Genomic DNA, 20498 nt, shown 5'->3' with positions numbered 1-20498 from the left:
CTGGGCAGGCGCGCGGCCCACCGGGAAAGGAAAGAGGCGCCCATCATACCCCTTCGCCGTTCAGCCCTCGTCGGCGTGGTCTTCCAGCAGCAACGGCGGCTTGCCACGCTTGGCACGGAAATAGTTGGTCAGGCGCGTACTGGCGTCCTTGGCCAGCACACCGCCGTGGATCTCCACCCGGTGGTTGTGGCGCGCGTCACCGAGCAGGTCGAACACGCTGCCGCAGGCGCCGGTCTTGGGGTCGCTGGCGCCGTAGACCAGGCGCGAGACACGCGCATGCACGATAGCCATCGCACACATCGCGCACGGCTCCAGGGTGACGTACAAGGTGCTGCCGAGCAGCCGGTGATTGGCCAGCCGCACACCGCCGGCACGCATCGCCACGATCTCGGCGTGCGCGCTGGGATCGTGCGAGGCAATGTTGAGATTCCAACCCTCGCCCAGCAGCTGGCCGTCGGCACCGACCAGCACCGCACCGACCGGGATCTCGTCGAACTCGCGCTGCGCGCGCTCGGCCAGCGCCAGCGCGTGGCGCATCCAGCGTTCATCGTCGTCGTGCACCGGTACACCCAGGGCATCGGTCATGGCGGTTCTCCGGTATCAACAGGGCCAGGCTGGCCGCCGGGGCGGTAGTGTACGCCGGCGGCCGTGCAGGCGCTGCTAACGTGCGTCGAAGCGCTCGCGTGCCGCGTCCAGCACCGGAAAGTTGATTTCCGCCCAGCGGTCGAGGCTGGCCAGCGTAGCCACCAGGCCCCGCGCGACCTCGGTCAACCGGTACTCCACATGCAGCGGCTTGCGCCCCAGCTCGCAGCGCTCGACCAGACCGTGACGCTCCAGCTGCCGCAGGGTCTGGGTCAGTACCTTCTGCGAGATGCCCTCGATCTTCCGCAGCAGTGCGCCATTGCGCTGCGGGCCGTCAGCCAGCGCAGGCAACACCAGCATCACCCACTTGCCGGAGATCAGCGCCAGCGCATCGCGCGCCGAGCAGTCCGCCGCATAGACATCGCCGGGATGGGCCATGGTTACCTCAAGGTGCGTAATTGCCGGGGCACTCCGGCGTCGCGAGGATGGTCGCACATCCCTCGCCGAGCCCACCCCATGCGCGCACTGATCGTGCTTGCCCATCCCGAACCACGGTCCTTCAACGCCCATCTGGCCACGCAGGCCGCCGAACAGCTGCGCCGCGAGGGCATGCGCGTGGAGGTGGTCGATCTGTACGCGCAGGGCTTCGACCCCTGCGAGGCCGCCCACCACCATCGGCAGCGCCTGCAGCCGGAGCGCTTCGATGCCCAGCGCGAGCAGCGGCACAGCGCCGATCTCGGCACCCTGCCTGCCGATATCCAGCGTCACCTGCAACAGCTGCACGCCGCCGATCTGCTGGTCCTGCAGTTTCCGCTGTGGTGGTTCGCCGCGCCCGCCATTCTCAAGGGCTGGCTGGATCGCGTGCTGGTCTATGGGCCGATGTACAACAGCCGGCAGCGCCACGAACACGGGGTGATGCGGGGCAAACGTGCACTGCTCAGCGTCACCACCGGCTCGTCGGCACGGGCCTGCGCGGTCGATGGGCGCGAAGGCGATACCGCGCTGCTGCTGTGGCCGTTGATGTACAGCCTGCGATACATCGGCTTCGAGGTGATGCAGCCGCATCGGGTGCATGGCGTGCGCTCGGGGCTCGCGGCGCAACGCGAGCAGGCGCACGACGACGCACTCGTTGCCGCCGTCCAGGGTTACCGGGAACGGCTGGCGCACTGGCAGCACTGGCCGACCGTGCCCTTCAACGACAGCCAGGACTTTGAAGACGGCGTCGTACTGCGCGCGCAGGCTGCCGCGCACAGCCCGTTCATCCGCCACCGCAGCGGCGAGTGAAGCCCGGCCTGTACAGACGCGTGCAAGGCCTCATACTTCGCCTCATTCCAAAGCACCTTGGTGACCCCATGACCACCCTGCGCCCCTCGCGCGCCGACGACGGCGCGGCCCTCGTCGATCTCTGGCGCCGCGCTGTCGACGCCACCCACGACTTCCTCAGCGCCGACGACCGACGGGCCATCGATGCCGAAGTGGCCAGCTTCCTGCCACAGGCGCCCTTGACCGTCGCCGTCGATGCCCAGGACCGACCGTTGGGCTTCATGCTGATCGATGGCACGCACATGGAAGCGCTGTTCATCGACCCGGAGGTGCGTGGCACCGGCATCGGCCGTCGGCTGCTGCAGCACGCACTGGCGCTGCATCCGCAGCTGAGCACCGACGTCAATGCACAGAATGCGCAGGCAGTGGGGTTCTACCTGCGCATGGGTTTCGTCGAAACCGGCCGCTCAGCGCTGGATTCGCAGGGCCGTGCCTATCCGCTGATCCACCTTCGGCACCCGGGCTGAGCGCTCGCGATCAAGCGGTCGCGTCGAACGCCGGCGAGTAGCGCACCTCTCCCTGCGCCAGCGGTGGCTGCAGGCACAGCGCCTGGAAGTACTCGGCGGGCACGCCCGGCAGTACCAGCCCCGGTTCGGCGCGGAAGCCGAACCGGCCGTAGTACGCCGGCTCGCCCAGCAGCACGCAGCCGCGCGCGCCCTGCTGGCGAAGGGCGTCGATGGCCGCGCGCATCAACGCGGCCCCGATGCCCTGCCCCTGCCGCGCCGGCAGCACCGAGATCGGGCCCAGGCCATACCAATCGCTGCTGCCATCGGAGATCGCCACAGGCGACACGGCCACGTGGCCGAGCAACAGACCCGCGTGCTCGGCCAGCAGCGAAATCGACAGTTCACCGCGTGCGCGCAGTGCGTCGACGATGAACTGCTCGGTGTGGCTGCTGTGTTCGGCCGTGGCGAAGGCCGCAGCCGTCAGCGCGTGGATGCCGTCGATGTCGGCCGGAGTTTCAGCGCGGATGATGATATTCAAAAGGCACCTCGTTCAGTGCGACGGACCCGGCCAGCGGGCCCGCGGGAAGGTAAAAGAGTCGATACGACGTGCATCAGCGATTGTCCAGCTGCGGGCGCACCGCGACCAGCCCGGCGCGGTTGATCCGGTAGGGACGACCGTCATGCGAACTGATCAGGCGCTTGTTCTTCAGCTTCTTGAAGACGGCCAGCGTGCAATCGCTCAGCAACAGGCCTTCACGGTTGAAGCATTCAACACTGCGGACACGGCCTGAGCCGTCACGGCTGAACGCAATGCAGCCGCCCTGGGCGAGGACGTGCAGCGTCCTCTGCTCCGCTCGGGAGATATTCATGGGAAAAGAGATCCTGCGTAATCGGAAATGCGGACGACGCGGGCGGCCAACGGCGCCCGGTCACGGAACCACGCATTCGATAACCGCTCCCGGCAGACACACGGGAAGGGTTATCCGATGACGACAATCTCCAACATGAAAAACCACACTCGGCAGGCGCCTGCGTACTGCAGGCACGCGCACGTTACCCAGCCCCCTGCGGCGGGTCAACCTTGGCGGCGCCGTGATTGGGCGATAGTTTATCTTCCAGCAGCAGGAGGCGACGATGGACTGGGTCGTACAGGCACGCACATTGGCCAGCGAGGCCCATGCCGGGCAACAGGACAAGGCCGGACAGCCCTACATCGAACATGTCGCGCGCGTGGCCGCCGCAATCGATGACGATGACACGGCCAAAGCGGCGGCGTGGCTGCATGATGTCGTGGAGGATTGCCCGCAGTACGCGCCTCAGCTGGCGGCCTTTCCGGCGCCGATCCGCGACATCGTGACCCTGCTCAACCGGCACAGCGCCACCGATGCCCCGCATTACTACGCGGGCATCCGCCAGCATCCACGAGCATTGAAGGTCAAGCTGGCCGACATCGCCGACAACGCCCATCCACGCCGGTTGCTGCAGCTGCCGCCGGAGGTGGCCGACCGTCTGCGTGGCAAGTACGCCGCCGCATTGGCCGCGCTCGGCACCCGCAGCGCATCCACCGCCGTGCCCGATCCGGCATCCACCTGCCTGCGCTCGCTGATGGAGGCAGCACGTACCCTGGTTCAGCTGGCTGACGAGGCCGGTGCCGGCGCCTCTGCCCGTGGCGAGGATCCCTCCGTGCATGCGCAGGCGCTGATCAGGGTGCGTGACATCGTGCTGGCCGAACTCGAAGCGCAGATGACGCCGGAAGCGTTCCTTCTCTGGAGCGACATGTACACGCTGGCCTGATCCGCCCTGGGGCGCGGTCGGCACCACCTGCCAAACGCTGATTCTTGGCAGCGGGCGCTGATCGCTGCTGCGCTGCAGCAGTACAATAGCCGGCTCCCCGCCCCATCGCGCCCCCGCATGAGCCCCAACTCTTCCCTGGCTGCGCGGCTGACGCCCCGCCAGCGCACTCTGATCATCCTCGCCCTGTCGCTGGGCGGCTTCGCCATTGGCACCAGTGAATTTGCCAGCATGGGCCTGATGCTGGAGATCAGCCGTGGCCTCTCGATTTCCGAGACCCAGGTCGGCCACCTGATCAGCGCCTATGCCATCGGCGTGGTGGTCGGCGCACCGATCCTGGCCTTCGTCGGTGCCAGCTTCCCACGCCGCAAGCTGCTGCTGGCGCTGATGGGCTTCTATGCGGTGGGCAACCTGGCCAGCGCGCTGGCGCCGAACTACGCCACCATGCTGGCCGCACGCTTCGTCGCTGGCCTGCCGCACGGTGCCTACTTCGGTGTGGCGATGCTGGTGGCCGCGGCGATCAGCCCGGCCGGGCAGCGTGGCCAGGCGATGTCGCGCGTGCTGCTGGGCCTGTCGATCGCCATCCTGATCGGCAACCCGCTGACCACCTGGCTGGGCCAGCAGCTGAGCTGGCGCACCGCCTTCGCGCTGGTCAGCGTGCTGGCCATCGCCACCGTGGCGATGATCGCCCGCTTCCTGCTGCCCGACCCGGACGAGGTGCGCACCTCGCCGATGCGCGAACTGCGTGCCTTCAACACCACCCAGGTATGGCTGGCACTGGCGATCGGCGCGGTCGGTTTTGCCGGCATGTTCTGCGTGTTCACCTATCTGGCGCCGACCCTGGTGCAGGTCACCGGCGTGGCCGAATCGTGGATGCCGCTGGCGGTAGGCGTGTTCGGCATCGGCGCGATCATCGGCAACATCGCCGGCGGCTGGCTGGTGGACAAGTTCCACTTCAAGGCCGCCGCCGTGGTGCTGCTGTGGTCGATCGTGATGCTGCTGCTGTATCCGCTGGCCGCGCAGTCGGTGTGGACCATCGGCCCGATGATCATCACCGTGGGCACCATGGGCGCACTGGCAGCGGTGCTGCAGACGCGCCTGATGGACGTTGCCGGTGAAGCACAGACGCTGGCGGCAGCCTCCAACCATGCCGCCTTCAATACCGCCAATGCGCTTGGCCCGTGGCTGGGCGGCATGGCCATCAGCGCCGGTTTCAGTCCCGCCAGCACCGGCTATGTGGGTGCCGCCACCGCCGTCGGCGGCCTGCTGCTGTGGGGTCTGGCGGTGATGCTGGACAGCAGGCGCAAGGGCGTCGTCGCCGGCCGCCGCTGAGTCTGGCGCCGGTCGTCAGCCGTTGCCGGTGCGACGGCGGCGACCGGGGCGCAGCATCGCCACATCGGCGGCCGCCAGCGTCGGCCGCGCCAGCTCGCCGCGCTGCACACGGTCCAGCACGCGCCGCGAATTTGCCGCGCAGTCGATGCCTTCCGGCCGCGCCTGGATGTCTTCGATCAACGCCAGCAGGTGCGACCTGCTCTGCGCAAGCCGCACCTGCAGTGCCTCGATGTCGGCCACCTTCTGCTGCAGCATCTGGATCAGCGCCTCGTGCTGCCACTGGCCCATGTCCGGCGGCAGCAGCGCGCGGATCTCTTCCAGGCTGAAGCCGGCGCGCTGCGCGCCGGTGATCAGCTCCAGCAGCAGCACCGCCTGCTCCGGATAGTCGCGATAGCCGTTGGCCTGGCGCGGCACCAACAACAGCCCGGCCTCTTCATAGAAGCGGATGCGCGACGCGGCCAGGCCGGTACGCCTGGCCAGCTCACCGATTTTCATCTGTCTGAATCCTCGACATCGGAACCCGTTGACCTTCAATGAAACTTGAAGGTTAGCGTAGCGCCCTTCCCCTGTCCTGGAGCTGTCCGATGTCGCTGTTCTCGCCCCTGGCGCTGCCTTCCGGCGCCATCCTCCACAACCGCATCGCCAAGGCGGCGATGGAGGAGAACATGGCCGATGCCGATCATGCGCCGTCCACCGCGTTGCTGCAGCTGTACCAGCGCTGGGCCGACGGCGGCGCCGGGCTGATCATCACTGGCAATGTAATGGTCGATGGCCGCGCCATGACCGGTCCGGGCGGCGTGGTGCTGGAGGATGATCGCCATCTCGAACGCTTCGGCGCCTGGGCGCAGACAGCGCGCGCGCGCGGTGCGCAGATCTGGATGCAGCTCAATCATCCCGGCCGCCAGATGCCGGCGGCGCTTGGCCAGCCGGCACTGGCACCATCGGCGGTAGCGATGGATCTGGGTGCATTGTCCAAGCAGTTCGCCATACCCAGAACGATGACCGAGGCCGACATCGAAGCGGTGATCGCACGCTTCGTCCGCAGCGCCGGGCTGGCCGAGCGCGCCGGGTTCAGCGGCGTGCAGATCCATGCGGCGCATGGCTACCTGCTCAGCCAGTTCCTGTCGCCGTTGACCAACCGCCGTGACGACCGCTGGGGCGGCAGCCTGCACAACCGCGCGCGCCTGCTGCTGGACATCGTGCAGCGGTGTCCCCCCGCTTCACGGTGGCGGTGAAGCTCAACTCCGCCGATTTCCAGCGGGGTGGCTTTTCACCGGAAGACGCACGCGCCGTGGTGCAGATGCTGGCACCACTCGGCGTGGATCTGGTCGAGCTATCCGGGGGCAGCTACGAAGCGCCGGCCATGACCGGCGCCGCCCGCGACCACCGCAGCCTGGCACGCGAGGCCTACTTCCTTGAATTCGCTCGGGACATCGCAACGGTAGCGACGATGCCGTTGATGGTGACCGGCGGCATTCGCCGCCGCGCCGTGGCCGAACAGGTGCTGGACAGCGGCGTGGCGATGGTGGGCATCGCCACCGCGCTGGCGATCGAGCCGGATCTGCCCCAGCACTGGCAGCAGGGCCGCGAGCAGGTACCCACGCTGCGCACCATCAACTGGCGCAGCAAGCCGCTGGCTGCCAGTGCGCACATGGCGGCGGTGAAGTACCAGCTGGTCCGGTTGAGCAAGCGCCGATCCACCGCACCGGGCGTGTCGCCAGCGTGGGCACTGTTGCTGGCGCAGGTCGCGGCGCGATGCCGTACCCGCCGCTACCGGCGCTGGATCGGTGAACGTGTCGGCACCTCCTGAGCGGCAGGCTTCTCTTCGCCGCAGTGATGGCCCACCATCTGCATGATCGGCGGCAGCCTGCCGCCGATTGCAGCATGCAGAAGGAACCGACGTGGCAGCCGTACCGACCCGAAACCGTGAAAAGCTGCTCGATGACCTGCTCTCGCTGGGCCGCAACTGGGCGCTGGCGATCGCCATCGCCGGTGCGGGGGCGGCCGTCCACTACAGTGAATCGGTGTATGAAGCCGGTCTCTGGCGTGGCCTGCTGCCCACGCTGTGCTTCCTGGTCGCGATCATCTGGATCGTGCTCAGCATCATCCGCTTCGACCTGACCATCCAGCAGCATTTTGCGCGCAAGCGGTCACGCTGGCTCAGCCGCCTGCTGTATGTGGTGCTGCTTGGGACCGGCGTCACAGCCGTGTTCTTCGTCACCGAACTGGCCGCCAGCAACCATATTGCCAGGATGTGCGACTCGGTAGCCAACGAGCCGTCCAGCCGTATCCACCGATCGGCCGAATGCCAGCGGCTGTACCAGCATCGGGCGGCCTACCGGCAACGGCTGGAGTCGGCCGAGGGTGAGTTCGACTGAATCATCGTCGTCGCCGGAGCATCCCGCCGATGAACACATTCCGTGGATATGGCGTTGGGCACAGTGTGGGTGACAGCCCACAACCGGCCAGCACGGAGCCGCCATGCATCACCCCTCCGCCCCCGCCCGCCATGACGCCATTGCCCTGCAGGCGGGCGTGCTCGGTAGCGTGCTGGGTCTGGGGCTGTTCAAGGCCATTGCATTGTCGGCGCTTGCGAGTGGTTCGCTGCTGGTGATCGGCATTTGGCTGCTGACCTGCGCCCTGCTGGCGGCGTGGGCCCTTGCGGCCTGCCTGGCCTGCCTGGCGCTGAGCCGGCGCGTATTCGTGCTGATGCTGGTGCTGTGCAGCCTGCTGCTGATCTGCGTCGCCTGATGCGGGGCGCCGCAACAGTCGCCTTTGCTTGATCCGCTGCATGCACGCAGCTGACTGCGCCATCACCGCCCATGGGCAACGATGCGGCATTGTTTCCTGCCGAGCTGCCCATGCCTGACGCGATCCACCCTGTCATCAGCGCCTTTGAGGCCGTGTTCAACCTGTCCGGTGGAATCGAGCGCATTACCGCGCTGACCATCACCTGCCGCCATTGCGCCGAGACTAGTTCTGCCGGCGAAGATTGCCTGCTGCATCTGCCCGGCGGCGCCCTGTTCCGCTGCGAGCGATGTGGCTGCCATCAACAGGTAAGCCACGCACGGGTGGCCGATTGGCCTTTACCCATGTTGCTGGGCGTGTGATGCACTGAGGCCGCGTACGAGTGTGCAGGCCGTGCTGACATCCGCTCAGCTATGCTGCGTGACCTCCCCGCGCTGTCGGCCATGCATCCTTTTCCCCTTTCCGTCTCCGCGCCCGACCAGCTGGCCTACCGCCTGCTGCAGGACAGCGACTGGGCGCGCTCTGCCGCCGCAGCCAGCGCCCCGCCCGAACTGCGCACCCTGCTGGCGATGATTCTCGACTCTCCCGAGCCGCTGTGGATTGCCTGGGGCCACCAGGACAAGACGTTCTTCTTCAACGATGCCTACCTGCCGATGCTGGGCGGCAAGCTGCATGGGGCCATGGGCAATGGCCTGGAACAGGTGTGGGCCGATGTCTGGCAGGTGGTTGCACCGGCGATTGACGATGCGTTTGCCGGCACCAGCCGCAGCTTCAACAATCTGCCCCTGATGATGGACCGCGACGGCACACTGCGGGAAACCTTCTGGACGTTCTCCTATTCGCCGCTGCGCGTCGGCAGTGGCACAGTGGCCGGCATCATCTGCGTGGTCAGCGAACAGACCGAGCGGGTGATCGAGCGCGACCGGCACAGCCGCCAGGTCGCGGCCATCACCGAACAGGCGCGCGAGGCGCACCTGGAGCTGGTACGCGCGCGCGAACAGCTGCGGCAGTCGCAGAAGCTGGAAGCCATCGGCCAGCTCACCGGCGGCGTCGCCCACGACTTCAACAACCTGCTGCAGGTCATCACCGGTTCGGTGGACATGCTGCTGCACACCTGGCCTGGTGACGATCCGCGCCTGCGCTACATCCAGGCCATCGGCAGCGCCTCGGACAGGGCCACGCGGCTTACCGCGCAGCTGCTGGCATTCTCGCGCCGGCAGAGCCTGTCGCCGGAGGTTTTCGATCTGTGCGAGAGCGTGCAGGCACTGTCGGACATCATCACCACCGTGCTCGGTGCGCGCATCACGATGCGGGTGAACCTGCCTGACACGCCGTTGCCGGTGCTGCTGGACCGCACGCAGCTGGATACCGCCCTGATCAACATCGCGGTCAACGCACGCGATGCCATCGATGGTCAGGGCCGCGTGACGATCCAGGTCGAACAGGTCACCGCGGTACCATCGATCCGCTTCGCCGCACCGATGAAGGGCGCGTTCGCCGCCATCAGCGTGACCGACACCGGTACGGGCATCGATCCGACCGTGGTCGACCGCATCTTCGAGCCGTTCTTCACCACCAAGGATGTCGGTGCAGGAACCGGACTCGGCCTCAGCCAGGTGTTCGGCTTCGTCAAGCAGTCCGAGGGCGAGGTGGATGTGAGCAGCGAACCCGGCACGGGGACGCGTTTTACGCTCTACCTGCCGCTGGCCCAGTCCAGCGACGCACTCCCGCGCCCGCTGTCACAGCCAGGCCTGGTGCATGGCCATGGGCTGTGCGTGCTGGTGGTGGAAGACAACGTGGATGTGGCCGAGTTCGCAGTCGGTGCGCTGCGCGAACTCGACTACACCGTGGTGCTGGCGCGCAATGCAGACCAAGCGCTGGCTGCGCTGGAACAGGATGCCGCACGCTTCCACGTGATGTTCAGTGACGTGGTAATGCCCGGCACCAACGGGCTGGACCTGGCCCGCAACGTCCGCAGCCGGTTCCCGGATCTGCCGATCATCCTCACCAGCGGCTACAGCGAACTGCTGGCACGTGATCCGGGGCATGGCTTCACCCTGCTGCGCAAACCCTATTCGCTCAAGCAGCTGGCGGCGGTGATGACCGAGGCCGGGCGACAGCGTTCACCTGTACCGGTGCGGATATAGCGCCGCCACTGCCGGGCACACCGAACCAGCGTTGCAGTGCCTCGGCCAGCCCCGTCGCGTCCGCGCCGGCATCGCAGGCCCAGGCCACGATGCCGTCGGGCCGGACCAGCACCGCACCGAGACCCAGTGTGTCGTGCACCGGCGAAGCCATGCAGGTGAGGCGGTGCAGCTCGCCGTCAATGTCCTCGCAGAGCGCGGAATCGGCATCCAACACCAGCAGTACCCCGCTACCGGCGCGCAGCAGTTCGCCCATGCGACGGCCATCGCCCAACTGCAAGTCCGGCACGCTGCGGCCGACCAGCGGATGCCCTTCACCCAGGTCCAGCTGCTGCGCAACACCCCAGACCCGCTCGGCCAGGTAGGTTGCGCCATCGCCGGTCTCGGCCAGGTCGGCGATGACCGCCGCCAGCGCACGCGAGCCTGCACCGGGTCGCATCAGCGCCACCTGCGCGCGCGACCAGTCCAGCACCCGCGCGCCGATCGGATGCCGCTCGGCGCCATAGCTGTCCAGCAGCGTGCTGTCGGCCTGACCGTGCACCACGGCCGCCAGCTTCCAGCCAAGATTCATCGCATCGCCGATGCCCAGGTTCAGGCCCTGCCCGCCCAGCGGCGAATGCACATGCGCGGCATCACCGGCCAGCAGTACGCGCCCGTTGCGATAGCTCGTCGCCTGGCGCGCACCATCGGTCCAGGTACTGTGCAGATGCAGCGCGGTGAGGGTGGCCTGACGCCCGGAAATGCGCCGCAGCAGGGCCTGCGCCGCCTCCCGATCAAGCGGTGTGCGATGGCCTGCGCCACCATCGAAATCGGCCAGTGCCAGCACGCTGGGCGGATTGAAATTGCACATGCCGTGCGCGGTGTACTGGCGGCCCGGCGTCAGCACCGAAGGGTCGTCCAGTTCCACCAGCAACGAATGCCCGGTGAACTCCGGGTCGGTGCCGGCGAAGCTGAAGCCGCACTGCTTGCGCACGGTGCTGCGGCCGCCATCGCAGCCGACCAGCCAGGCGGCGCGCACCGGTCCAGCGGCGGTCTCGATGGTCACTTCCGCGTCGCCCGCCTGCACGGCCTGCAGCGCGCAGCCACGTTCGATGCGCACCCCCAGCGCGACCGCGCGGTCGCTCAGCACGGTTTCCAGCGCGTGCAGTTCCACCGCCATCTGGGTGCCAACCGGAGTAGCGAGGCGATACGGCCAGCGCCCGCTGTCAACGTTGTCCAGGGCGAACGGGATGCCGGCAAAGTGACCGCCCAGCGGCCGCGACTGCGCCAACCAATGCGCGGTGCCGGGTGGCGGTGCGCCCTTGTCGGGCTTGAGCACCTGGGTCGCGGCCACCGCCTCGAGCAGGCCACGCCGGTCCAGCGCCTCCAGGGTGGGCGTATTCAAGCCGCGCAGGCCGAACGGCAAGCGCTTCAGCGGCGACTGCGGCGATGCGGCCGCTTCCAGCACCAGCACCGAACAGCCGGCCAGGGCCAGCTCGCAGGACAGGAACAGGCCGACCGGTCCGGCTCCGGCAATAACCACGTCGTACCGCATGAGGATTCCTCGTGAGCACCGGGCCGGCGCTCTGGCAGCCACAATGTTACACTCGGTGTACGTTTTCACAAGTGAACCGCTCATGACCCCGCCCCCTGGCCGCCGTGAACAGCGCAAAGCCGAGACCCGACAGGTGATTTCCGACGTCGCCACCGGGTTGATCATCGAGCGTGGCTTCGAAGCCGTGTCGATGTCGGAGATCGCCGAGGCCGCCGGCGTCTCGCGCAAGACGGTGTTCAACTACTTCGCCAGCAAGGAAGACCTGGTCTTCGACCGCGACGAAGAGGCGCGCGCACTGCTGCGCGAAGGCATGGCCGAGCGCGGCAGCATGACGCCGCTGGCCGCGTTCCAGTCGCTGCTGTGCAGCCTGCTGCACAGTGGCCACCCCCTGCTGCGGATCAACGCTGGCGCCGCAGCGTTCTGGGCCACGGTGGCCGACAGCCCGGTGCTGGTCGCGCATGCGCGGCGCCTGCAGGCGCAGCTCACCGACGATCTGGCGCAGTTGATGGCCACCGCAGCCGGTCGCCCAGCCCATGATGCAGAGGCGCGGCTGGGCGCGGCGATGCTGCTGGCCTCGGTGGTGGCCGCCTACGAAAGGGGCCTGGCCAGCCAGGCGCTGGGCGAGGATCCGCGCGAGGCGATGCTGCAGTTGATGGTGCGCGGCGCCACCGGCGTGCTGGTCGCGCTGGCCGGCACCCCCTACACCGACCCCGGCGCACGTCCATAGCGCATTCGGGGGATAGGTCACGAAGTGTTGCAAATGCTAATCTTTCTCATTTGCAGACACTTCCCCGCCCTCCATGCCCTCTGCCCTGCTCCACCCGCGCGCCCTGTACCTGGCGCTGACGCTGCCCCTGGCCACGCTCTGCCAGGCTGCCGAACCCTCCCCTCCAGCCGCTACAGCGCTGGACACGGTGGAAGTGCGTGGCCGTGCGCAGACCCTGTACCGGGTAGACGATGCCGCAGTCGGTACCCGCACCGACACGCCGCTGGAGCTCGTTCCGCAATCGATCCAGGTGGTGCCACGCGAGCTGATCGACGATCAGGCGGCGCGCCAGGTCACCGACCTGTACCGCAGCATCAGCGGCATCAGCTTCTTCAGCTATGCCGGGGTCACCCTGCGCGGCTTCCGCCAGGAGAACGTGCTGTACGACGGCCTGCGCGGCGACCCGTACGCCGGCTTCTCGGTGCCGCAGCTGTTCAACATCGAACGGGTGGAGGTCCTGAAGGGGCCGGCCGGGGCGCTCTATGGTGGCGGTGATGCCGGTGGCGTCATCAACTACGTCACGCGAAAGCCGAAGGCCAGCGCCGAGCGCCGCATCGAAGTGCAGATGGGCAACAAGGATTTCCGCGCCGGCTCCATCGAAGGCACCGGCCCGTTGAACGCCGACGGCAGCGTGCGCTACCGCGCCGGGCTGTATGCCGATACCGAACAGGGCGTGCGCTGGAACGCCGACAGCGAAAGCGTGATCGGTGATGCCTCGCTGGCCTTCGATGTTGGCCAGACCGGCGAGCTGGTGCTGCAGTTCACCGACATCACCCAGAACCTGGGCGGCAACCGCCTGCGCGGCGTGCCGGTGAACGATGCCGGCACCTTCCTGACCGACCGCCGCTGGAACCACAACGAGGCCAGCGACTTCCTCGACATGCGCGCGAAGGTGGCGTTGGCGCAGTACCGTTTCGCGCCGCGTGAGAACCTGGATGTGGATCTCGCCGCACGCTGGTTCAGCAACAACGAGCACCAGATGTACCACGAGCCGATGGGGCTGATCGACCGCGACCGCGATGGCGTGGCCGAGTGGATGACCCGGCAGTTGCGCAACCAGGTCCGCGACAACGAGGCATTCACCGCGAGCGGCAATGCCGTGTTGCGCCTCGACACCGGCCGCATCGGCCACAAGGTGCTGTTCGGCGCCGATGTGTACCAGCTCGACGCCGACTTCACCGCGCAGACCGCCAACAGCGCCGACCTCGCGCGCGGCGCCGGCCCGGTACGCGGCATCGACCTGTTCAACCCGGTGTACGGCGCCAGCACCTGGCACGACTACAACCTGGCCACCCTGCCCTGGCGCAGCACCTCCACCCGCAGCACACGCTACGGCGCCTACCTGCAGGACGAACTCGCACTGGGCCAGCGCTGGCACGTGCTGGCCGGGCTGCGCTGGGATGGCTTCAAGGATGAGGATCGTCTCGGCGCCAGCCGCGTCGATGGCAACGATCTGAGCTGGCGGCTCGGCAGCACGTTCACTGTGCGCCAGGGGCTGAACCTGTATGCCAACGTGGCCAGTGGCTTCGTGCCGCAGAGCGCGGCGAACCAGAACCCGGCCGCCGGCGGCCCGTTCGACGCCGAGCGCAGCAAGCAGTGGGAAATCGGCCTGAAATCGCTGCTGGCCGAGCGCGTGAGCGTGAACATGGCGGCCTACCGCATCGACCGCAGCAACATCGTGCAGGCCACCGGCGAGGTGACCGGCGGCGTGAACCAGCTGGCCGCGCTGGGCCTGGTGCGCAGCACCGGCATGGAGCTGGACCTGCTGGCCGACGTCACCGAGCGCTGGGTGCTGAACCTGACCTACGCCTACAACGACGCGCGGGTGAAGGACGCCGGCCCGGGCGGCATCACCAACGCCTCCGGCGACCGCTTCGCCAATGCGCCGCGCAACAAGGTCGGGTTGTGGACGCGCTACGACCTGCCCGCGATCAACTCCGCCATCGGCTTCGGCGCCGACCATGTGGGCGAGCGCGTCAGCCTCGATGGACAGACGGTGAAGGCCTATACCGTGTTCGACATGAGCTGGAAGACCACCTGGAAGCAGTGGCAGTTCCAGGCCAACGTCAAGAACCTGTTCGACAAGGTGTATGCCGCCAGTGGCTTCATCGCCCGCAACGGGCACTTCCCGGGCGAGCCGCGACGGGTGTATGTGCAGGCCGCTTACACCTTCTGAGCGGCGGCCGTTGTCGCGCCGGGCCCGGACCCGGCTGCACCCGGCATGATCTAATGGCCTCCCCATGGATGAGGCCCGATGCAATGACACGGATCCGTACCCTGCAGCAGCGTGCATTGCCCTTTGCGCTGCTGCCCCTGCTTGCCGCCTGCCAGAACGAACAGGTCAGTGCATTCTTCAATCCTCCGCAGGACGTGCAGGCCAGCGGCGAATTCCGCATGAGCACCCCACCAGGCCTGGTGCACAACAACCTACTGTCCTCGGCAGCGGTGAACGACGGCCAGGCCCGGGTGGACTCAGGCGGGCCGGGCTATCTCGATATCCGTTTCTTCCCCATCACCCATGCAAATGCATTGGACGCGATGGGCGCGAAGTGGCCGTCCTCGCAGCGCGATAACGAGCCCGATCTGGGCAACGTCGATTTCAGCAGCCACTTCGTGTTCCTGGTGGCGCACCCGGAACTGACCGGCTACGCCGCGATGCGCAGCGGTCAATACGCCACGTTCTTCAGTTCGGTGAAGGTTGCCTACCTGGACGACCGCGTGGTGGTGCATCTGGATGCGTCGCGGCTGGGCGACATCAGCCCGATGGCACTGCTCGGCAGCCCGTGGGCCGGCAAGCTTTACACGCTTGAACGGCGCGGCCGGAAGCAGTTGGAGGTGAAGCTGTACGACAATCGCTACCAGTTCACGCTGGTGCCGGAGGTCGTACCGGAGGTGGTGTCTGAGATTCCGCCGCCCAGGGTGAGGTGAGGCATGTTTGGCCCGGTGCGGTGGTTCTCATTCAACCCATCGTCGGTGGTGTCTGGTCTGGCGCCCAGATCCAGAACGTGTCACCCCAGTCGCTGTTGATGCTGGGGAACACATCGCCTTGCTTGAAGTAGCGCCTGCTGCCTTGGGCAGGGGTATACCACCAGCCATCAACGGGCACTGGCTTGCCAGCTGCGACGCGGTCCGGTCGGCGATCCTTCCAGTCCGTACCGGTGTAGCTGCCGTCGATGTCCTCGAATTCATCGGCAATGCGTTCGACGAAGTACCATTCGCAGTCCTGATCATCGAAGGCCACACCAGCGATCACTGACGGAGCCAGCTTGGCCAGATCGGCCTGGATGTAGGGCCAGCCATAGGGATCCAGGTGCCGGTTTGCATCGAGGAAGCGATACAGCCCTTCGGTATCGCCCCACAGTCGCTCGCGGCCGAACTGCTGCAGAACCGTTCTTCCAACATCATTGAGGGTCACGGCTGGGCACAGCTCTCCGTATCCACCTGTCCATGCAAACTGGAGTGAAGCCATAGGATCGTCCTTGGCTACGTAAATGCCAGTGCGTGGAGGAACTTGATTGGTGCGCACGACAATGTCGGTTCGAACCCGGAACGCAGGGATGCGATGCTTGTCTATCAGAGCGTTGCTCCAGAGCAACCAGAACGAAAAATCATTTGCGACGGGCGGGCGCTCAACGATGTCGGAGAGCTCACGGGCATACCTGAACACCCGTTCTGTGGCATCCCGGAAAATTGCTTCCTGCTGCGGCGTCGCCCAGGCCATCAGGTGGGCGTACTCCTCCAGCATGCGTTCGCATTGGTGTTCGCCAGCCCGACGATAACGTTCAATTGAGCGCAGGGCGATGCATTCCACGACAGCTTGCCGGAATTCCATCAGGGCTGGATAGGCATATGTCGAAAAGTGCGACGCCGTGCTCTGCGAGCTCCAACCCGCCAGCGCCCTGCCTGCAGTATCCAGATGCGAGCGTTCAGCAAGCATCTGGTCAGTCAGGGCCAACAGGCTATCGACTTGTGGCAACAGGCCTTTGAGGTACTCCATCGAGGTGAAATGATGGATGAGCGCGGCTTGCCGTTTGTGCCACGGGTTGAGTTCCATAGGGATCATGTGCGTGCTTCTGATCAATCAGCGCCGGGAGAATCAGGGCGGTGCATTTCCATCAACCCATCGTCGGTGGCGCCTGGTCTGGCGCCCAGATCCAGAACGTGTCACCCCAGTCGCTGTTGATGCTGGGGAACACGTCGCCTTGCTTGAAGTAGCGCCTGCTGCCTTGGGCAGGGGTATACCACCAGCCATCAAAGGGTACTGGCTTGCCAGCTGCGACGCGGTCCGGTCGGCGATCCTTCCAATCCGTACCGGTGTAGCTGCCGTCGATGTCCTCGAATTCATCGGCAATGCGTTCGACAAAGTACCATTCGCAGTCCTGATCATCGAAGGCCACACCTGCGATCACTGACGGAGCCAGTTTGGCCAGCTCGGCCTGGATGTAGGGCCAGCCATAGGGATCCAGGTGCCGGTTTGCATCGAGGAAGCGATACAGCCCTTCGGTATCGCCCCACAGTCGCTCGCGACCGAACTGCTGCAGAACCGTTCTTCCAACATCATTGAGGGTCACGGCTGGGCACAGCTCTCCGTATCCACCGGTCCATGCAAACTGGAGCGTGGCCATGGGGTCATCTTTTGCAACGTAGATGCCGGTACGTGGAGGAACTTGATTGGTCCGCACGATAATGTCGGTGCGGACCCGGAACTTGGGGATTCGATGTGAGTTGATCACTCCCTTGTTCCAAAGCAACCAGAATGAGAAGTCGTTCTTGCCGGGGGGGCGTGCAATTAGTCCGGATATCTCCCAGGCGTACCTGAATACCCGCTCTGTGGTATCTCTGAACATTGCTTCCTGCTGCGGCGTCGCCCAGGCCATCAGGTGGGCGTACTCCTCCAGCATGCGTTCGCATTGGTGTTCGCCAGCAACGCGGTACTGTTCTATCGAGCGTAGAGCAATGTCTTTTACTATGCCCTCGCGGAACTCTATCAGCGCGGGGTACGCATACGTCGAGAAGTGCGACGCCGTGTCCTGCGAGCTCCACCCCGCCAGCGCCCTGCCTGCCGCATCCAGATGCGAGCGTTCGGCAAGCATCTGGTCGGTCATAGCCAGCAGGCTGTCGATCTGCGGCAACAGACCTTTTAGGTACTCCATCGAGGTGAAATGATGGATAAGGGCGGCTTGCCGCTTGTGCCAGGGATTAAGTTCAAGACAGTGGATTTTCATGTTCAGCGGTTTAGCCTCTGGCCAGAAATGTTTGGCAGCCCAAGCCTCACGTCGTTCATCTGGCTGCCGAAGTCGCTAGTACCCCATCTGGTATCAAGGGGGCCAAGAATGTGTGGATTGTTGATCTTTGTCCGGAGACTGACATGCTTCACCTGCTCATGTGCGGGCAAGCCTTTCCACTTCTCATAGGTCATGCTGCTCCTGGTCATGGCACCGGTCGCTTCATCGACGGAGTAGTACTCCTGACTGTCACCCAGGATTTTCTTCTCCGGCTTACCGGCGGCATCGTATTCGAGGGCGGCATCGAACTTGATCTGTTCATAGCCGCCTTCAAGGTGATGATCCTTGAGTTCCTTTTTGGTCTGCGCAGAGGCCGGACCACGCCACACGTTCAGTTTTTCTCCCGCTTTGAGCTCATAGACTACGAACTGCCCGTTGGGGTTCCAATCAGGCCAGACCGCAAGATGCTTTCGCCAGGTGGCTTTGGGGTCCGACGATTTCATGATGGTGTCGAATACCTCTTCCGTCATCCAGTCGGCGCCTGCCCCTGAGTTTGAAGGCGAGACCACGCGATACAGCTTCGCTGGCCCCTTGATCGTATCGGCACGCATGCCTTCGGCGAAACTCCTGATCTGGCCATCGGTCAACTTCGGGAAGTCCTTCTTCGCCATGTCATCGACATGTGGACGATAGTCGGAGGGATCCAGCGGCTTGTTCTTTGTCGGTCTGCCCTTCCCAAGCCACGACGGTGGAGGATCAACCCGCCGCATCAGCGTCACGGCATGCGCTTCGGGCAGCGTCCCACTGAAATGGAAGTTGCCCGTGTTGACGATGCCGCGCCGCTGCACCATGTCCTCGAACTCAAGTCGCTTGATGATCGTGTCAAGAATGCGCTGCACGGGCGCCAGTACCTTGCCGATGTACTTGTCTGCGATCTTCCGGATGCCAACGACGAGGTCGATGGTCTCCTGCGCGCGGCTTCCCACCAGCGGGTTATCGGCGACCTTGCCCAGCAGGTTGCGCATCAGCAGCACGGCACGATCAAAGGCCTTCAACAGCTGTGCCTGGGTCACCCGTCCACGCACGATGCGGGTCTGCTTCGCCAGTTCATGGAACACGCGGTCCCAGCGCAGGGCTTTCCAGTACTTGGCAACCTCACGTCGGCGCAGGAGGGTAATGACCCAGCCCATGGCCTCATCGACGGCGCGGACGAGGTGGTTCAGGCCGAAACGGCGGATGAAGAGGAAGAAAATCTTCAGCACACCCTTCAGCAGGGAACCGAGGGTGGGAATCAGGCCGACCAGAGTCAGAACCAGGCCAATCCATGCCCAGGTATTGCTCTTGTCATCGTTGATCTGCTTGCAGTTGGCAATGATGTCGCGGACATCACAGACCTGGTCCACACCCGGCACCATGGAAATGGCGGTGTCGAACACGATCTGTCCTGCGGTGCGGTCCTGGTTGAAATCACCCTGGATCGACTCCCACAGCCATACGAAAACGTTCTTGCTGCCGTCGACGGCGCTCTTGTACTGGTCGCTGATGAAGGCAAGCGCTTCGCGAAGCTGTTGCAGGGAGACGGGCGCGGCCTGGTTGGGAAGATCGGCACGCGAATCACCCATGGCCGGTGCCCTGTTCGGGCATGGCGATCAGCCCAAGATCCGGCCAGGTGTCTTCCGCATCAGGTTCGCGGGGTTCATAGACGACTTTCTCTACGTCCTGTTTCGGGATGGGCTCGTGATGGGCCTGGCCGGCATCGTCCAGCGTTCCCTTGATGACAGAACCATTCTTGAAATGAATTTCGTAAGGGGTCCCTGCCATGGCCTGCTGCGTCTCCCCATCGCGGTAGTCCAATGCGATCCAGTCGGGGATGCCCTGAAGCCCACCAGGAAGCGGAGCGATGAACGGAGTGATGCTTTCTCCGGGCATGAACGGATGCTCGCCCGCCTTGACCTTGAACTCGCCCGGGCAGCTGAAGGTGATGTTGCCGCCCTCCAGCGTGATCGCGCTGTTGCCGGCCTGCAGCACCACCTTGGTCTGCGCCAGCACGTCGATGCGGTCGTCGGTGGCGGTGATGGTCAGCGCCTGCTCGCTCAGCAGTTCCAGTTCGCCATCGTTGGCCTGCAGGCTGACCGGCCCCTGCGCGGCGATCACCCGCAGCGGGCCGCTCTGCGCGAACAGCGAGACATGCTCGCCGGAGACCGTGGCCAGGGTCTCGCCGGCGCTGACGTGCAGGTCCTGCTGCACGGTCATCTGCAGGTTCTGCCCGGCATAGGCCACCGCGCTGGCCGGGGTGGTCCAGGCGATATGGTGCGGCGCTTCGGCCAGCAGCAACGGTGTGCCCAGCCGTTCCACCGGCTGCTCGCCGGGGCTGCCGCCGTCGCTGCCGGGCTTCATCGCGCTCTGCCCGTTCACCTCGCCCTGGAAGCGGCCCTGCGCCTTCGGGTCGATCTGTTCGCGCAGCTGCTTGGTGCGCTGGTACTCGGCCAGGCCCGGCACCTGCTGCTGGGCCAGGGTCTGCTGCATCTGTTCCAGGCTGCGCTCGGCGCCCTTGAGCTGGGCCACCACGCTGGCGTTGTCCATCACCGTGGAGGCCGCGCGTTCCTG

General features: G+C 65.8%; 21 protein-coding genes and 1 pseudogene. 12 read left to right on the top strand and 10 right to left on the bottom strand.

The genetic code is table 11. The features are described from left to right. Positions 1-60: 60 nt before the first annotated feature. Both tadA and C9412_RS19635 read right to left on the bottom strand, forming a co-directional pair. A complete protein-coding gene (tadA, locus tag C9412_RS19640; protein WP_107233139.1) occupies positions 61-585 on the bottom strand; it encodes a tRNA adenosine(34) deaminase TadA in 525 nt (174 codons plus the stop codon). 75 nt (positions 586-660) lie between these two features. After that, positions 661-1020, bottom strand: coding sequence for a helix-turn-helix domain-containing protein (locus tag C9412_RS19635; protein WP_107233138.1), 360 nt, complete (start codon positions 1018-1020; stop codon positions 661-663). A 78-nt stretch (positions 1021-1098) separates the two neighbouring features. Here C9412_RS19635 and C9412_RS19630 point away from each other — a divergent pair, with 78 nt between their 5' ends. After that, complete coding sequence (locus tag C9412_RS19630) at positions 1099-1866, top strand: NAD(P)H-dependent oxidoreductase (RefSeq protein ID WP_107233137.1); 768 nt, start codon at positions 1099-1101, stop codon at positions 1864-1866. A 68-nt stretch (positions 1867-1934) separates the two neighbouring features. Continuing rightward, complete coding sequence (locus tag C9412_RS19625) at positions 1935-2372, top strand: acetyltransferase (RefSeq protein ID WP_107233136.1); 438 nt, start codon at positions 1935-1937, stop codon at positions 2370-2372. Between the two features lie 10 nt (positions 2373-2382). Here the strand turns inward: C9412_RS19625 and C9412_RS19620 are convergent, their stop codons facing one another. After that, a complete protein-coding gene (locus C9412_RS19620; RefSeq protein WP_107233135.1) occupies positions 2383-2889 on the bottom strand; it encodes an N-acetyltransferase in 507 nt (168 codons plus the stop codon). Between the two features lie 73 nt (positions 2890-2962). Continuing rightward, the gene (locus C9412_RS19615) at positions 2963-3220 is read right to left on the bottom strand and encodes a YjhX family toxin (RefSeq protein ID WP_040007459.1); all 258 of its coding nucleotides are present in this window, start codon (positions 3218-3220) and stop codon (positions 2963-2965) included. Between the two features lie 265 nt (positions 3221-3485). Between C9412_RS19615 and C9412_RS19610 the strand changes: the two genes are divergently transcribed. Beyond that, positions 3486-4145: an HD domain-containing protein gene (locus C9412_RS19610; RefSeq protein WP_107233134.1), complete on the top strand. Its 660-nt coding sequence runs from the start codon at positions 3486-3488 to the stop codon at positions 4143-4145. Between the two features lie 117 nt (positions 4146-4262). Further along, the gene (locus C9412_RS19605; RefSeq protein WP_107233133.1) at positions 4263-5474 is read left to right on the top strand and encodes an MFS transporter; all 1212 of its coding nucleotides are present in this window, start codon (positions 4263-4265) and stop codon (positions 5472-5474) included. Positions 5475-5489: 15 nt separating this feature from the next. Here C9412_RS19605 and C9412_RS19600 read toward each other — a convergent pair whose 3' ends face one another. Further along, the gene (locus C9412_RS19600) at positions 5490-5969 is read right to left on the bottom strand and encodes a MerR family transcriptional regulator (protein WP_107233132.1); all 480 of its coding nucleotides are present in this window, start codon (positions 5967-5969) and stop codon (positions 5490-5492) included. A gap of 89 nt (positions 5970-6058) precedes the next feature. Between C9412_RS19600 and C9412_RS19595 the strand changes: the two are divergent. From C9412_RS19595 to C9412_RS19575, 5 genes and pseudogenes are all read left to right on the top strand, one after another. Continuing rightward, positions 6059-7284: pseudogene (locus tag C9412_RS19595) on the top strand (NADH:flavin oxidoreductase/NADH oxidase family protein). Positions 7285-7375: 91 nt separating this feature from the next. Beyond that, complete coding sequence (locus tag C9412_RS19590; protein WP_107233131.1) at positions 7376-7852, top strand: hypothetical protein; 477 nt, start codon at positions 7376-7378, stop codon at positions 7850-7852. Positions 7853-7955: 103 nt separating this feature from the next. Then, positions 7956-8225, top strand: a complete 270-nt coding sequence (locus tag C9412_RS19585) for a hypothetical protein (protein WP_107233130.1) — start codon at positions 7956-7958, stop codon at positions 8223-8225. A 71-nt stretch (positions 8226-8296) separates the two neighbouring features. Next, complete coding sequence (locus C9412_RS19580) at positions 8297-8584, top strand: hypothetical protein (protein ID WP_258190369.1); 288 nt, start codon at positions 8297-8299, stop codon at positions 8582-8584. A gap of 81 nt (positions 8585-8665) precedes the next feature. Beyond that, a complete protein-coding gene (locus C9412_RS19575; RefSeq protein ID WP_107233216.1) occupies positions 8666-10369 on the top strand; it encodes a PAS domain-containing sensor histidine kinase in 1704 nt (567 codons plus the stop codon). On the opposite strand, the gene C9412_RS19570 is transcribed toward C9412_RS19575, so the two are convergent. Further along, positions 10302-11900: an FAD-dependent monooxygenase gene (locus tag C9412_RS19570; protein WP_107233129.1), complete on the bottom strand. Its 1599-nt coding sequence runs from the start codon at positions 11898-11900 to the stop codon at positions 10302-10304. The two genes, C9412_RS19575 and C9412_RS19570, sit on opposite strands and share 68 nt — an antisense overlap. Before the next feature lie 82 nt (positions 11901-11982). On the opposite strand from C9412_RS19570, the gene C9412_RS19565 reads away from it, so the two are divergent. From C9412_RS19565 to C9412_RS19555, 3 genes are all read left to right on the top strand, one after another. Continuing rightward, a complete protein-coding gene (locus C9412_RS19565) occupies positions 11983-12627 on the top strand; it encodes a TetR/AcrR family transcriptional regulator (protein WP_107233128.1) in 645 nt (214 codons plus the stop codon). A gap of 73 nt (positions 12628-12700) precedes the next feature. Next, entirely contained in the window at positions 12701-14842 is a 2142-nt protein-coding gene (locus C9412_RS19560) for a TonB-dependent receptor (protein WP_107233127.1), read from the top strand. A gap of 83 nt (positions 14843-14925) precedes the next feature. Continuing rightward, complete coding sequence (locus C9412_RS19555; protein WP_107233126.1) at positions 14926-15594, top strand: hypothetical protein; 669 nt, start codon at positions 14926-14928, stop codon at positions 15592-15594. 31 nt (positions 15595-15625) lie between these two features. On the opposite strand, the gene C9412_RS19550 is transcribed toward C9412_RS19555, so the two are convergent. The 4 genes from C9412_RS19550 to C9412_RS19535 all read right to left on the bottom strand — a co-directional run. After that, the gene (locus C9412_RS19550; protein ID WP_258190367.1) at positions 15626-16729 is read right to left on the bottom strand and encodes a hypothetical protein; all 1104 of its coding nucleotides are present in this window, start codon (positions 16727-16729) and stop codon (positions 15626-15628) included. Between the two features lie 52 nt (positions 16730-16781). Next, on the bottom strand, positions 16782-17891 hold the full coding sequence (locus tag C9412_RS19545; protein WP_107233125.1) for a hypothetical protein: 1110 nt from the start codon (positions 17889-17891) through the stop codon (positions 16782-16784). 2 nt (positions 17892-17893) lie between these two features. Next, positions 17894-19513, bottom strand: coding sequence for a hypothetical protein (locus C9412_RS19540; RefSeq protein WP_107233124.1), 1620 nt, complete (start codon positions 19511-19513; stop codon positions 17894-17896). Further along, positions 19506-20498: DUF2345 domain-containing protein (locus C9412_RS19535; protein ID WP_258190366.1), on the bottom strand; the 993-nt coding region annotated here is incomplete at its 5' end. The genes C9412_RS19540 and C9412_RS19535, both read right to left, overlap by 8 nt.

Origin of the sequence: Stenotrophomonas sp. Nf1, from assembly GCF_003028475.1 — a bacterium.
Lineage (GTDB): Bacteria > Pseudomonadota > Gammaproteobacteria > Xanthomonadales > Xanthomonadaceae > Stenotrophomonas.
This window is presented reverse-complemented; position numbering and strand designations above follow the sequence as displayed.